12 protein-coding genes and 1 pseudogene are annotated in these 13,150 nt (G+C 36.9%); 5 read left to right on the forward strand and 8 right to left on the reverse strand.

All coding sequences use genetic code 11. The features are described 5' to 3' along the window. Positions 1–37 precede the first annotated feature (37 nt). Genes ACFIJ9_RS07040 through ACFIJ9_RS07060 form a run of 5 tightly spaced genes read right to left on the reverse strand, consistent with a single transcriptional unit; the run spans position 38 to position 4,541 of the window. The gene (locus ACFIJ9_RS07040; RefSeq protein WP_375636376.1) at positions 38–1,024 is read right to left on the reverse strand and encodes a type IV secretion system protein; all 987 of its coding nucleotides are present in this window, start codon (positions 1,022–1,024) and stop codon (positions 38–40) included. Next, entirely contained in the window at positions 1,011–1,532 is a 522-nt protein-coding gene (locus ACFIJ9_RS07045; RefSeq protein WP_375636378.1) for a type IV secretion system protein VirB5, read from the reverse strand. The genes ACFIJ9_RS07040 and ACFIJ9_RS07045 overlap by 14 nt, the downstream gene beginning before the upstream one ends. Beyond that, complete coding sequence (locus ACFIJ9_RS07050) at positions 1,529–3,883, reverse strand: VirB4 family type IV secretion/conjugal transfer ATPase (protein WP_375636421.1); 2,355 nt, start codon at positions 3,881–3,883, stop codon at positions 1,529–1,531. The genes ACFIJ9_RS07045 and ACFIJ9_RS07050 overlap by 4 nt, the downstream gene beginning before the upstream one ends. A gap of 22 nt (positions 3,884–3,905) precedes the next feature. Then, complete coding sequence (locus ACFIJ9_RS07055) at positions 3,906–4,214, reverse strand: type IV secretion system protein VirB3 (RefSeq protein WP_273788309.1); 309 nt, start codon at positions 4,212–4,214, stop codon at positions 3,906–3,908. Further along, positions 4,215–4,541, reverse strand: a complete 327-nt coding sequence (locus tag ACFIJ9_RS07060; protein WP_375636380.1) for a TrbC/VirB2 family protein — start codon at positions 4,539–4,541, stop codon at positions 4,215–4,217. A 396-nt stretch (positions 4,542–4,937) separates the two neighbouring features. Here ACFIJ9_RS07060 and ACFIJ9_RS07065 point away from each other — a divergent pair, with 396 nt between their 5' ends. Next, the gene (locus ACFIJ9_RS07065; protein WP_375636382.1) at positions 4,938–5,678 is read left to right on the forward strand and encodes a hypothetical protein; all 741 of its coding nucleotides are present in this window, start codon (positions 4,938–4,940) and stop codon (positions 5,676–5,678) included. Positions 5,679–6,739: 1,061 nt separating this feature from the next. After that, complete coding sequence (locus ACFIJ9_RS07070; protein WP_375636384.1) at positions 6,740–6,976, forward strand: EexN family lipoprotein; 237 nt, start codon at positions 6,740–6,742, stop codon at positions 6,974–6,976. A gap of 190 nt (positions 6,977–7,166) precedes the next feature. Here the strand turns inward: ACFIJ9_RS07070 and ACFIJ9_RS07075 are convergent, their stop codons facing one another. Beyond that, positions 7,167–7,292, reverse strand: a complete 126-nt coding sequence (locus tag ACFIJ9_RS07075; protein WP_375636385.1) for a hypothetical protein — start codon at positions 7,290–7,292, stop codon at positions 7,167–7,169. A 513-nt stretch (positions 7,293–7,805) separates the two neighbouring features. Beyond that, positions 7,806–8,165, reverse strand: coding sequence for a helix-turn-helix domain-containing protein (locus tag ACFIJ9_RS07080; protein WP_375636387.1), 360 nt, complete (start codon positions 8,163–8,165; stop codon positions 7,806–7,808). A gap of 1,239 nt (positions 8,166–9,404) precedes the next feature. On the opposite strand from ACFIJ9_RS07080, the gene ACFIJ9_RS07085 reads away from it, so the two are divergent. From ACFIJ9_RS07085 to ACFIJ9_RS07095, 3 genes are all read left to right on the forward strand, one after another. Continuing rightward, complete coding sequence (locus ACFIJ9_RS07085) at positions 9,405–10,250, forward strand: TIGR01459 family HAD-type hydrolase (RefSeq protein WP_375636389.1); 846 nt, start codon at positions 9,405–9,407, stop codon at positions 10,248–10,250. Continuing rightward, the gene (locus ACFIJ9_RS07090; RefSeq protein WP_375636391.1) at positions 10,250–11,251 is read left to right on the forward strand and encodes a bifunctional riboflavin kinase/FAD synthetase; all 1,002 of its coding nucleotides are present in this window, start codon (positions 10,250–10,252) and stop codon (positions 11,249–11,251) included. The genes ACFIJ9_RS07085 and ACFIJ9_RS07090 overlap by 1 nt, the downstream gene beginning before the upstream one ends. A gap of 1,230 nt (positions 11,252–12,481) precedes the next feature. Then, positions 12,482–12,622: a hypothetical protein gene (locus ACFIJ9_RS07095; RefSeq protein WP_375636393.1), complete on the forward strand. Its 141-nt coding sequence runs from the start codon at positions 12,482–12,484 to the stop codon at positions 12,620–12,622. Between the two features lie 281 nt (positions 12,623–12,903). On the opposite strand, the pseudogene ACFIJ9_RS07100 reads toward ACFIJ9_RS07095, so the two are convergent. Beyond that, positions 12,904–13,131: pseudogene (locus ACFIJ9_RS07100) on the reverse strand (D-alanyl-D-alanine carboxypeptidase); the annotation flags it as partial. Positions 13,132–13,150 lie beyond the last annotated feature (19 nt).

Genomic DNA, 13,150 nt, shown 5'->3' on the forward strand with positions numbered 1-13,150 from the left:
AACAAAAATGCTTATTCTTTTAAAGAGGTGCTTTATCTTAAAACCGACCACGACCACCTCCAGATCTTCCTGCTTTTGCTGCCGCGCTTGCCACACCTTTAGTAGCGTTACCGGCAGCACCTGAGATTTGTAAAGCAGCATTTTTTACTGTATTAGCACTCGTTCTTGCACCATTGGCAAGCATTGTGAAAACCTGTCCCCCTGAAGAGACACCAGTGTTAAAGTATGGTCCACCAGAGGCCAGCGCTGTTGCAATACCGGGAAGCGCACGGAAGATAATAACCCCTATGATCGAAATGACGAGGACAGGGGGGAAAAGAACATAGATTGATTCATATGAAACTTTGAGAACCTGTAGAATAACTTGACATATAATTGTTCCAAGCATGATCACGAGAACCTGTAAAATGGTAAAATTGATCAAAGTTGTAATCCATGCATCGGTGTATTTTCGCGTTGCGTTGAACAAATACAAACTAATGAATAGAGGCCCAAGACCTATAATCATTACGAGAGCAACTTGTGCAAACATTTGCACAATAAAACCACCTATACAAAAAAGAATAACGGCTAAAAGCATGATAGAACCAAGAAGCCCCACAATGATCTTTTCAAAAAACCAAGCATTGTATAAAACTTCTTGATAGCGAGCATTTGCCTTTAACAAAATATAATCAAAAACATTGGAGCTTGCAGGATTGCTGTTAAGTGCATTCCCAATAGCGTTGGATAAATCATTGAAGAAAATATCCTTGACATAAGTATTAAATGTATCCGCATTCGTTGCCATTGTTGTCACAACAACGATTTTAACAACATTATTGAGAAGACTATGCATGGAAAGCGCAACGCGACCTGTCATAACATTATAGCCATAAAGAAAGATAAAAATGATTGCGGCGAGATTTAAGGGTGCTGAAATAGCAGAAGATAACCCTCTCACCGTTGTGTCCATCACATTATCGAGAGGGGTTAAAATATACCCAGAAACGCTTTCAAATGGAGAAAAACTAAAGTCTGACATTTGTATTCGTACTTCCAAGTTTTTCTTTTAATTGTTTTTCTTTTTCTTTTAATTGTGCCTCAAGGTATTTATGCTTTTGTTGTTCCATTTCTTCACGCATTTCGTCTTTTGTTTTCGTATCTCTTGCTTGAATCATATCAAGAGACTGAAGTTTTAAAGAAGCCACTTGAAGATCGGCTTGAAGAAGAGAAAGTTTTACTTGAAGCTCTTGTTGAAGAGCTTGAAGCTTCTGCAACTCTTCAAGGCTAGGTTTTTTTACAGCTTCTGTTGCTGTTGTATCTGTTTGTGACTTAAGTTGTTCAAGTTGATGACTTATTGCTTTAATTTTTTTTGCAGTTTCAGTTGCAGTTTTATATATGCTTTCAGCTGTTTCTGATTTTGCAGCATCTAATTTTTGTGTATTCTCGAGTGCTTGTTTATAATATTCATCCGCATCGGGTGTCGTTTGTGATATTGCATGAGAAATAAAAGAAAAAGATAACAGTGTAACTAAGCCATATTTTTTCATTGATTTTTTCTCCTTTGATAAAATATGGGCAGCCATTTGTCAGGGTCTGCTCCATATTCGTTGATAATTTCATTCATGAGTTCAATGTTTTTTGTTGTGCCGCTTAAAACGGCGATCTCATCATTCATTCCACGTAAGTTAAGTTCTGCAACGACGGAACTTTGTCCTTGTTTGACGAGAAAACGGCGGGATTCTCTGCTTAATTCTGACTGTATCAGTTCAAATTCACGCTCAGTAAGTTTGAAAGCTTCGACATAATCATTGTAATTTGCTTTTTGATTTGGAAAAAATATTTGGGTGGGGCATTGCTCAATAATTGTGTGTGCGATTGTTGAGTTCAAAGCATCTTTAGGGCTTTGTGTTGCAAAGAGCATCATGCCATTTTGTTTACGGATTGTTTTTAGCCGATCTTGCGCAAAAGCTTTGAATGAATCATCTTCCAAAGCTTTCCAGAATTCATCAACGACAATAATGATGCGCCGCCCATCAATCAAATCAAGAATGCGGTGAAAGAGATACATCATTAAGGGGCGCCGAATTTCTTCATTGTCTAAGAAATCGGTCATGTCATATCCAATGAACTGTGCATTTAAATTGAGATCATCTTGATCATTATCAAAAACCCACCCTAAATCATTGCCTCTAATCCAGCGTTGTAGTCGTATGGCGATACCTTCTTTTGATGTGTTGTCAAAAAACAGTTGAAGTGCACCAAGAGAGCGTTGTGTTGGGGGTAAGTTTTCTAAAGAATCGATGGCTTTGGCGATATCTTGTCGCTCTTCTTCTGTTACGATTTGCCCTTCAGCGCTTACCAGCTTTAAGATCCAATTACGAAGAAAGATTTTATTTTTTTCAGTGTATTCCATGCCCTTTAAGGGAGAAATCCCTGTGGGCTGCCCATTTTTTAGAGGTTTATATTTTCCTCCTCCAGCTCGTACAAAAATCTCTGCTCCTTGATCTTTGTCAAAAAAAACCATTGTTGGATTGTGTTTTTGTAATTGTGCAAGAAGAAAATTAACAATCACTGTTTTACCAGATCCCGATGGACCACAAACAAACGTATTTCCAAGATCGCCATAATGAAAATTAAAATAGTAAGGTGAACCTGCCTGTGTTTTTAGCAATGCGACAGCAGCTCCCCAAACATTATCGTTTAGTTTGCCAACAGGGAAAGAATGGAAGGGCGATAAAGCGGCAAAATTTCTGCTGGTAATAGCGCCTGAACGCGCACGATAGCTAAAGTTTCCAGGAAGCTGTGCCCACCATGCTGCTTCCAATCCTAAATCTTCTCTGGCAATTACGGCTCCCCCATTGGTTAAATGGGCTCGTGCTTTTGATAAGTTTTCAGTCAATATTTTGGGATGATCAGCAAAAACAGCTAAAGAAATGTGATGCTCGCCCAAAACAAAACGGTTTGATTCTAAATCATCTAGCGCTTCATCGAGTGCATCAATTTGTGAACTAGCACGGTCAGCTGCATTGATCATTTGATTTTGCTTGCGGCTCATAATCGCACTGGCGGCCGCCTTACTTTTAAAGACAAAGGATTGTGTTAAAATGAATTCAAATGGTACCGTAAGCAAACCATCAGTCATACCAGGGCGTGTTTTAGAAGGGTATTCTTTCCATCCAAACATGCCAGCAAAGCGTTCATTACTTTCATGGCGAATTTCGATAATTTCTTTCCCAAAAATAACACGATCCGAGTAAATCGTTGAAGCAATAGTTCCAAATGTGAGAGGAATACGCTCACGTCTTCCCCCCACCAGCTGGTGGAGAAATTCACTTTGTTCAGAAAATAAAATACCTTCATGTTCATAGATTGATAGCAGACGGACTTCATACTCTTCTAAACCTTGCATAAGGTCTTGACTTAACTCTTCGAGTTTACGAACAGCTTCCTCATCGGGTTCAGATTGTGTTTTCTTCGCTTTACTTAAGCGCTGAAAAAATGAAACCAGTTGTTCTGTTTTATCTACTGCGGGATTCCAAAGCAGTGAAATAAACAGATCATTTCTATATAGTTCTTGCGAAACCATTTTCTTTTTATATTTTTCATCTAATGTTGTTGCAAAAGATGAAAGAAAATGACCTTCTGGGTAGATCGTTTCACGGCGGCGGATGATGTGAGAATATAAAGCAACCCGTTCATCTGCAATATTTTTTAAAAGGGTGTTTAATTGGTTGTGTAAAGAATTTAATTGATCAATATCCGCAGTGTCAAAATTTACGCCCTCAACAGCCATCACAACCATTAAACAGCGCGAATTTAAAGCAACGACATGTTGGTTGATATAGCGTATATAGGGAATATATTCTTCAGGCAAAGTTTCCCGTTTCATTATTGACATCTGTTTCACCGGTTTGGCTCCTTCAGCTTAGTTCCTTATAAGTGCGGATAAGGCGTAAGGGGGAGGTAGAACCTCCTCCCCATCGGTTGAGGTTTTTTTGTTTTCCTCGGGTATTGAGCCAAGCAAATAATACGCGAAATTGGTTGTGATCATGTTTTGTCACTTCACGCAAAATAAAGTGCATCCCAATACCAAAACCAATCACGGTAAAACCACTCGTTAAAATAAAAAGAACGGACGTCGCCATGACATTGAGCGCCATCGCTTCCATTGTGACACCGGCAAACATGGACGGTCGTGTACAGGCAAGGAAAAGAGTGTCTTCGTTCATTTATGCCGTGCTCGCTAATTTACCGACAAGAGTAGGGGCACCAAAAACAATAGCAATACCAAGAACACAGTAAGCTGCTTTGCGTAAATCAATAAAGCCGTACATCCAGCCAATACCCACAGCAGCAACACATATAATTGCAATAAGCTTTGCCGTTGGACCCGTCATCATTGTGACAATGCTACCTAAAACACCTTCAAGTTTTGCGAAACCACTCCCATCAGCAGCAGGAGCAGCATAAGAAGGATCTGATACAAGCAATGCTGTAAAAAGCAGCATGGTCATGATAACGATAAAAATGATGTTCTGGGATCTATTATCTGTCATTTTACCTCTCTTTAACAAATAATATTTGTTCATATGTCGACATTCTATTGCCTCTAAAAACTGAAAAATGCTGTTATTTGATGACAGTTAATTCTTCTCGTTTGTTTGTTTTAAAAGCCTTGATAGTGGATCTGTTCACTCTCAAACTCTTTTTCTTAAAGAGACAGAAGTCTTTTCAAATTGAGATTGTGTTACATAAAAATGGCAATTTTAAGTTGTATTCATTGGTAAAGACAATAATATTAAAACAATGCAAGAAGGAATATTATTCTTTACAAAATGTAGTTAATATGCAACACAAATATCTGGATTTTTTCTTTAAAAACAAGGGTATTGGTGATATATAATATGAAAGGATAGAAAAACAATGAATTTTTTGAGTGAGCGTGTTAAGAAATGCTATTTAAATTGATTGTTATTATTTACATTATGGGTTCCATAGTGTGGGGATTAAGCCAATATAAAGATAAAATAGATTTCAGCATTTTTAAAACATTTGGGATGCAAGATATACAAGATATTCTCAATCTTTATCGAGAAGAAGAAAACCGAGAAGAAGAAAATTTGGTTAAATCTATCACCAAACAGCAATTAGAAAAAAATGAACTAGCTCTCGATTTGCAGAAGAGTGTTTCATCAAACGATGTTGCAAATAATACTGTTGTTTTTCATGGTAAGGCCTCTGTTACAAGTGGGGTTACATTTAAATTGCTGACGCCTGCTGCACAATCTTGGCGCTCATATATCACCCGTGATATTCATCTTTATGGTGTAGACACATGTGCACCACGCCAAAAAGCACGATTAAATGATCAAGAATGGCCCTGTGGTGCGGTTACAACGGCTTGGCTTGTCACCAAAACACTTGGGCAGGATTTATCCTGTAAACAGGCTTTGATGCACAATGGTGTTTATTATGCGCAATGTTTTGTTCAAGGGGTTGATTTAGCTGAGGCAGGTCTTACAGAAGGTATGTTGGTACTCTCAAAAGAGGGGAAAGATCCTATTCCAACCCAGTACCATCATGCGGAAGAAAAAGCACGCAACAACAAGATTGGTCTTTGGTCAAGTGATTTCACTGAACCTTTAAAATGGCGGCGAGATAATGGATCTTACAACCCCTTTGAAAATCCGTGATTGGCTTTAACGAACATATTTATTTAAATTTGTATAAAGGAAACTTTATCAATAAAATTGCACCAGACCATAGGGCAAAAGACCATAGGGCAAATTTGAATAAACCGTGAGATTATTTCCGTTTGTGAAGTATTTGTGAAGTAAATGAATAATACTTCCCTTTTCAAGGGAGGTTTGCTCTCAAAATCCCTCCTCTATTTTTACTTATGTGTTTTATAAAAGCAGGAAAATGTCATTGTTAGTGGCAAAGCATTTTTGAGTATTTGTGTTTGAAGGAGAAAATGAGACGATAAAAAACGCTCAAGAAATGGATTTCTAGAGTGGAGTTGATAAAAGTGAAAAATGAATAGATCCCAAAATGGCGTAACATTTGATATAACGGATAGAATATTTTACAGTGCCTTAAAAGAATTCATAGCAAAAGTTTTTTTCATTAGAATTTTGTCTTCAAGATTGGATCACGTTTTTTTACTTCTTTAAAAGTGATCAATCTGTTTAATTCCTTGAAAAGCTTTCATAATTATCTGCTTCTAAACTCAGACTTCGAAAAGATGGATTTCAAACAGACGCTACACGAAGAAATCTTCGTAAAAATGATTTGCATTGTTGATTGTTTCTATATATCACAAGACGTTTTTATTTAAGCATTTGATGGGGGAAACAATAATCAACATACAAATAGGTGAAAAGAGCTCATACTTTTTTGTAATAGCTTTGTAGTCTATTGATCGTGATACTTAAGTATTATAATGCTCATAGGCTTTCTATAGGGCGCGGGGCGCGGTTCCTATCGCAATGTCACTATTGAAATCAGTTGGACAAAAACATTAGTGCGCCTTCTAATTTCGTCATTTTTACTCAGTTTGGGCTTTTTTCTTCTCATTATATTTTATGACAAACTCATACGATGGCTGTCGTGAGTTCTTCTTGCATTATTTTACTCAGAGTGTTCACTTTGAAAGAAAGCAAGTGATAGTAAGGCTGTCTTCTCATACAGTATGAAAATTTAAAACTCATTTGGGGGATGATGTTAACAGATAAGGTATTTAAAGAGGGATAAAATGAAAAAAATTATTTTATTATGCATGGCTCTATTATTCGCTGTGGGGTGTGAAAAAACTTATAGCGTAGAGGATTTTAAGAAAGATGCAAAATTAAGGGAAGAATGGGGAAAGAAGTGTTTTCTTTCAGGACAAGCTGTTAAGGAATCTAAAAATTGTCAAAATGTTTTACAAGCAGATACTGAAATGTTTTTCTCGCCAAAGCTTAATTCTATAGATCGTGGTCATGCGTTTTAACGGTTATGCATACTCAACAGTAAAGTGTTATATAAAAATTCTAAAATAAAGAAGTTACGGTTCAACGAATAGTTGCTTCTTTAAATTTTATAGCGGAGATTTTTATCATTTTTCATCTTTCAGATGAGCTTCCAAAATCATATTTGCAATCCTATTGTTTGTTTCATCTTTGTTAGATTGAGGATTATGATCATGAGAAAACTGGATAGCATTGTCTTATAGAAACATCTCTTAAGGCAGCCAATCCCATTTCACGGTGGTGTCCGTGAATGGTATAATGGTAGATCCATTGAGCACCACGATCTTTACGCTTCATAAAGGAGTAAGCCGGCGCATATTTGCCAGCTCGTGGGTGTTGCTACAGCCCTTGGCACTTGAGACGGTTCATTAGGGGCATTTTTAATCCTTTCTTAATAGTTTTTTATCCACAAGGGCTCTTTCCGCTTGTAACTTGCAAGAGACATGATTTTGGTTGATTCAACATGGAGCGGGTCTGAAATGAAAGGATCTTACGCTATTCTGGATTCTCATTTAACATGCAAAACAATGAATACTCTTTATAAATCAATATCGCTTGAGGTGTGGTGTAAGGCATAAAAACTTTATGCATGGGGTGTTTTGATAAGAGAGTGTAGTGAATATTCAAGAGAGGGCTTTCTTGTATAATTTTGTGAAAGGAACCATATGAAATGTGAAGCCGAGAGGGAGCTGTTTTTGAGAAGTTGGATTGGGTATCAACCAGTTTGAGGAGGGATTTGCATCCTTTGATGTGTGGGAAGGAAGCCAAGAACAGAGCGTGTAGCACCCTATACTTATGTTTTTAAAGGTTTTAATTTTGATCAGAAATTAATTTTAAAATTGCTTTTTGTTTGACAGATGTAAGAATTCTAAAACTTTTTAAAAGCAAATATTCCTCTTTGCTCGCTACAATTTCATCATGATGGTACGGGGTATGTTCTTTTTTGATGATATCAGCGTAAAAAAAGGCAATAGGGACATCCAATATATCGGAGATTTCCTTTAAACGTCCTGCGCTCACGCGATTTAAGCCTTTTTCATACTTTTGGATTTGTTGGAAAGTGACACCTAAATGATGCCCTAATGTTTTTTGAGACATTTTGAGCATTTTTCGCCTAAAGCGAATTTTTTTGCCTACAAAAAGATCAACATTAAGATTTTGAGTTTGCATTTGCCCCCTCCGGTTGCGAGCGCCCTCGCATTGGTATTCCGGGAGCTTGAAAACACTGAACCCTAGTCAGCATTTTGCTTTTAGTGCTTGGAGCACCTGGACATAGCAAAATCTCCCGGAATTCCGGGATACCCACACACTGGGTTTATTTTTACGCTAGGGTTTCGGGTTTTCAAGGCCCTATTGGTCGTTGCGTATACGACCAATACATTTTCTAATTAGTAAAGTAATTTTAGGAGATTGGCAATAAAAATAGTTTTTCTTAAGACGGATAGATTTTTTTAATAGGAGGTTGTTTGCCTTTCAAATTTTTAAGGTTTTCTTACTAAACTCACGTTTTCAGATTCGCTTTTTTCAAAGGTAAACCTTGGTTTTTAAGGTCAAGGCACCGTCTATGGTGCTGTTCTTAACCAATAACCAAAATGGCTTGTTTTGATGCGTCTGAGATATCATGATGATAGGGGAAACCTTTTATGAGTAAAGAGCCCTCATGCAAAATAAAATCAAAACAGAATAGATTTGGTTGTTGTATATTCACATGTTTGTTTTGAGAAGATATTTCTCAATGTTAGCGCCCATTTCACAAATGGCGTTTCGTAAAGTGTATAACGTAAAAGCTTCGATGAATGGGATAAAAGCTATATTTCTATCTTTACTGAAAAAAAGATGCTTGGAGGGCACATACTCTTTGTCAGTCTAAAATATTACGACAGTTTTTACCTTTGAAAGGGAGCATAAGAGCTATTTTTCTCTCTTCACGTGTTTTTATTTATACGCTCATCCTGCTTATAATGTGCAAGCGAAAAGTTTTGATTGATTCAATATCAACAGATTTGAAATGAGAAAAGATATTTTGGTTTCTCATTATGTATGAATAATAAATTATTATTATAAATCAATAATTCTATACTTAAGGAAGCGTTTTTTTAAGGAGTTTTTTTGTTCGTTTTTAAGAATGTGCGTGTTTTAGATAAAAAACTGTATCAACGCAGTTATTGTGAGAATTAAAGTTTTTATGAGAAAAATGAGCATTGTGGAATGATAAGCTTTTGATATAAAGCGTTTTAGAATTTTGCACAACTTAACGATAACTTATTTATTTTGTCATTTCTTATGATTGCTATAAGCGATGCAAAGTTGGAATATGGTTTGAGAAAGCAGATGACACAAGTATTATCTTTCGGTAAGTAGTTTTGAAATAAAAGACAGCTTTAAATGATAAATAAAGATAGGTGCACCATGAATGAACTTACCCATATTGAGACTATTATAACGCATTATGATGCTGTTTTTTGTGATGTGTGGGGTGTTGTGCATAACGGTGTACATGCATTTGAACCAGCGTTGAAAGCATTGTATAAAATTCGACAAATGGGAAAAAATGTTATTTTATTGACCAATTCTCCTCGGCTACGGGAAGATGTTGCTGCTCAATTACAAAGCATGAATGTTCATCGTGACTATTATGATGCCATTATCACTTCAGGGGATGTAACGCGCGATCTCATTCGGACAGCTCCGCGTAAAGTTTTTTTTATTGGTTCACAACGTGATTTGGTGCTGTTTGAAGGGTTAGAGTGTGAATTTGTTGAAGAATGGGAGGCTTCTGTTGTCGTCTGCAGCGGTTTTCTTGAAGATTTTGACGAAGAACCCTCTGCTTATGAGGAGATGTTTCTTCGCATGCGGGCGCGGAATTTACCTTTTATTTGTGCTAATCCTGATGTGATTGTCCATTATGGAAATAAAGAATTTTGGTGCGCTGGTGCATTGGCGCGTCTTTATCAACAATTAGGGGGGGAAGTACGCATTGCTGGAAAACCTCACGCGCCTATTTATGAGTGTGCCTTTGAAAAACTTCAAAACATTCGTGGAATTGTGGAAAAAAGTCAAGTTTTAGCTATTGGTGATGGTCTTTTGACGGATATTAAGGGGGCGGCTCATTTTGGTCTTGATGCCCTTTATATTATGGGGGGGATTCATCATTATGATTATGCGCAAAATGGTGTGGTGGATAAGCAAGCTTTGCATTCTTTTCTTGAACGTCATGGTTATAAACCACAAGCAATCATGTGGGCACTTCAGTAATGGCTAATTTTTTGCGTCTTCAGGGGACTCACATGTTTCCCTCGGCTTGGCGGGGAGCCGTGTTGGCACTTGGAAATTTTGATGGTGTTCATTGCGGACATCAGATGGTGTTGCAAAAAGCGCTTGATTTCGCGCAGATAAAAAAGAAACCAGCAGTTGTTTTAACCTTTGAACCACATCCAAGAAGTTTTTTTCAACGTTCAGCTCCTGTCTATCGTTTGACAGAGGCAGCTGAAAAAGCTGAAATTTTTAAAGTCCTTGGCTTTAATGGTGTGATTGAACAGCCCTTTGATGCGCACTTTGCCACGCTTTCAGCGGATGAATTTATCAAATCGATTTTAAAACAGGCTTTTGATGTTTCAGTTGTGGTGACAGGGGAAAATTTTCAATTTGGTCATCAGAAAAGTGGAAATGTGCAGCTTCTTTGCCAAAGGGGAGAGAAATATGGATTTGAGGTTGTGCAAGTTCCTTGCGTTTCGCGTCTTCAAGATTCACAACAGTTGATTATTTCCTCTAGTTTTATTCGGCAGCTTCTCTCACAAGGAAAAGTGGACAAAGCAGCTCATTTGTTAGGGTATCACTATCGGGTATGCTCCAATATTATTCAAGGCGATAAACTTGGACGTCTTTTGGGATTTCCTACCGCCAATCAAATGTTGCCTTCCCAAGTTCGTTTGGCTCATGGTGTTTATGCGGTGCGTTTACGTCGTGCGAACGGTGTTTTGTATGATGGTGTTGCAAGCTTTGGTTGTCGTCCAACGGTTGTTAAAGATGGTGCGCCACTTTTGGAAACCTATTTGTTTGACTTTAACGACGACCTTTATGGGGAAAGCTGTACCGTTTCTTTTTTCCAGTTTTTGCGAGGACAAGAAAAATTTGATGGGCTTGAACCTTTGATTGCGCAAATGCACCGTGATGAAAAAAAAGCAAAAGAAATTTTAAAGATAGCACAACCATTATCAAAGTTGGATAGGCTGCTTACTTTTAAAAATATGCCCTAAACTTATCTGCAAAAGATAAAAGAGCTGTAAAAATAGCACTTAAAGTGATTATAATCACAAAGATATATTCCAAAACATCGTGGAATATATGTTGTTTCCGTTGTTGAGAGGGAGAATCGAATATCTGAATATCTGATTTTGGCATTATCTTTTTCAAAGTTCATTTTATGGCTTTTGTTGTCATTCAAAAGTTTACTGCTTGTTTCTTTCTGATCCGTTAAAACCCATCATAAAAGATGCAGTAAAGAATAAGCCTCAGCCTATTTGGCAATAATAGACGTGAAGAGAGAGAAAGGCTGTTTTTAAAATTTTTTGCGATTTTAAGCTTATAGTTTGATAAAATTTAATCGATAACTCTTTTATTTCAAAAGTTTATGGTCTCTTTTTTCTAATTTGTTTTATTATGACATATCGTCTTTTATGATGGGATTGGGTTTATGTAAAATCTTACGCATGTGATATTTAGTATCATATGATGAATATTAAAAAAAAGGTTCGTTTGTTGAGCCTCGTGAAGTAGAGCGGTGGTCAGCAGCGGCTTTGTGCTAACCAATCACGTAAACGAGAATGAAGCTGATGGAAAATGCTTTAAGTCTCGTTTCTCTCGTATATTGTGATAGGAAATCTACATTAAGGAGACTATGATCGATTGCAGATAAAAAGAAATCATTGTGAGAAAGCAGGTGTACTTGTTTCAAAAATTTTTAATGCTTTTGATTGATAAAGGCACAATTTGGTTGTCGTAATACGTAAATCTTTCAGATTCTCAAGCAAAGAACTGTCCATATATCTCCTTTGTCCTTCACAAATATAACGCCTATAATGTAACGGCAAGGCAGTCTTGTAAGGATATGAAAATGCAAAGCCAATAATGTCTTGTTGCTTTTCTCATAAAACTTTTGCTTTAGCAATCCTCAACGCGAGCAGTATGTTTGAGACAAAGATTAAGGCGCTTTAGTGCTCTCTCTGCTGTTACAGCTTTTGTATACCAGATGGGGACAGCCCTATTGCCTATATTCATTTGGATAATCTCTGAAATCAATCTACAGCCTTATTGGGGAAAAATATGAAGTTATAAAGGGGGAAATCAGTCCAGATGACTGTCTTTTTTAAATTCGGCTTTGCCACTTTCAAAAGTGTCTAGAGCAATATCTCTTAAATCATGAAAATAACAGTTTCAGGCTTTGTTGTTTTTTGAATAGGATAATCACGTTCTACAGGTAAAATAAAATGCTGGAATATACTTGTGTTGCTAATTTACGCGCCTGTTTTAAAGAAATATCTCTCAACGCTTCCTATATCCATTTTCATGATGGCACTCATGAATGGTATCTTGCAAGCTCCGTTGAGCGCTATCATCTTTATGTCTAATAAAAGAGCAATCCGGTATCATCAGTTATATTGACAAGCCTTCAGTGTTGTACAGCCTTGGCTATTTGAGAGCGTTTATGTTTATGAGAGGGATTTTTCTTAACTCGTTTTATTTCATACGAACTCTTCCTGCTTGTGACATACAAGAAACACGCTTTTGATTGATTCACTATAAATAGACTTAAAATGAGATAATTTTATGGTATTAGGGTTTCTCACTCAACGTGCAAAATAATTAATTGTTATAAATCAATATTTTGCAATTAACCATAGATTATGGCTTACGGATTTTTTATAAAATATTCTGCATGCCTTTTATACGGAATATGGGGTTTTCTTAGTGGCTTTACTGTTGTTTTAGGTGTCTATGGTGTACGAATGAGCTCGTACTGGTAAAGGGAGAGACAAAGAAGGTGAAGCAGTGATAAAAGGTGAGGTGAAAATAGATTTCCTTGATCATCATATGAATTTTCATGCATTTTTATGGCTTCAGGTGTGCATGTTTGTTGTATATTTAACAGCAAAGTT

It is taken from the genome of Bartonella sp. MR90HLJMH (genome assembly GCF_042194115.1).
Taxonomy (GTDB): domain Bacteria; phylum Pseudomonadota; class Alphaproteobacteria; order Rhizobiales; family Rhizobiaceae; genus Bartonella; species Bartonella grahamii.

Excerpts from the sequence above, each read along its gene's own strand:
- ACFIJ9_RS07040 (WP_375636376.1), bottom strand. The coding sequence starts at position 1,024 with ATGTCAGACTTTAGTTTTTCTCCATTTGAAAGCGTTTCTGGGTATATT.
- ACFIJ9_RS07045 (WP_375636378.1), bottom strand. The coding sequence starts at position 1,532 with ATGAAAAAATATGGCTTAGTTACACTGTTATCTTTTTCTTTTATTTCT.
- ACFIJ9_RS07050 (WP_375636421.1), bottom strand. The coding sequence starts at position 3,883 with ATGTCAATAATGAAACGGGAAACTTTGCCTGAAGAATATATTCCCTAT.
- ACFIJ9_RS07055 (WP_273788309.1), bottom strand. The coding sequence starts at position 4,214 with ATGAACGAAGACACTCTTTTCCTTGCCTGTACACGACCGTCCATGTTT.
- ACFIJ9_RS07060 (WP_375636380.1), bottom strand. The coding sequence starts at position 4,541 with ATGACAGATAATAGATCCCAGAACATCATTTTTATCGTTATCATGACC.
- ACFIJ9_RS07065 (WP_375636382.1), top strand. The coding sequence starts at position 4,938 with ATGCTATTTAAATTGATTGTTATTATTTACATTATGGGTTCCATAGTG.
- ACFIJ9_RS07070 (WP_375636384.1), top strand. The coding sequence starts at position 6,740 with ATGAAAAAAATTATTTTATTATGCATGGCTCTATTATTCGCTGTGGGG.
- ACFIJ9_RS07075 (WP_375636385.1), bottom strand. The coding sequence starts at position 7,292 with ATGAAGCGTAAAGATCGTGGTGCTCAATGGATCTACCATTATACCATT.
- ACFIJ9_RS07080 (WP_375636387.1), bottom strand. The coding sequence starts at position 8,165 with ATGCAAACTCAAAATCTTAATGTTGATCTTTTTGTAGGCAAAAAAATT.
- ACFIJ9_RS07085 (WP_375636389.1), top strand. The coding sequence starts at position 9,405 with ATGAATGAACTTACCCATATTGAGACTATTATAACGCATTATGATGCT.
- ACFIJ9_RS07090 (WP_375636391.1), top strand. The coding sequence starts at position 10,250 with ATGGCTAATTTTTTGCGTCTTCAGGGGACTCACATGTTTCCCTCGGCT.
- ACFIJ9_RS07095 (WP_375636393.1), top strand. The coding sequence starts at position 12,482 with ATGCTGGAATATACTTGTGTTGCTAATTTACGCGCCTGTTTTAAAGAA.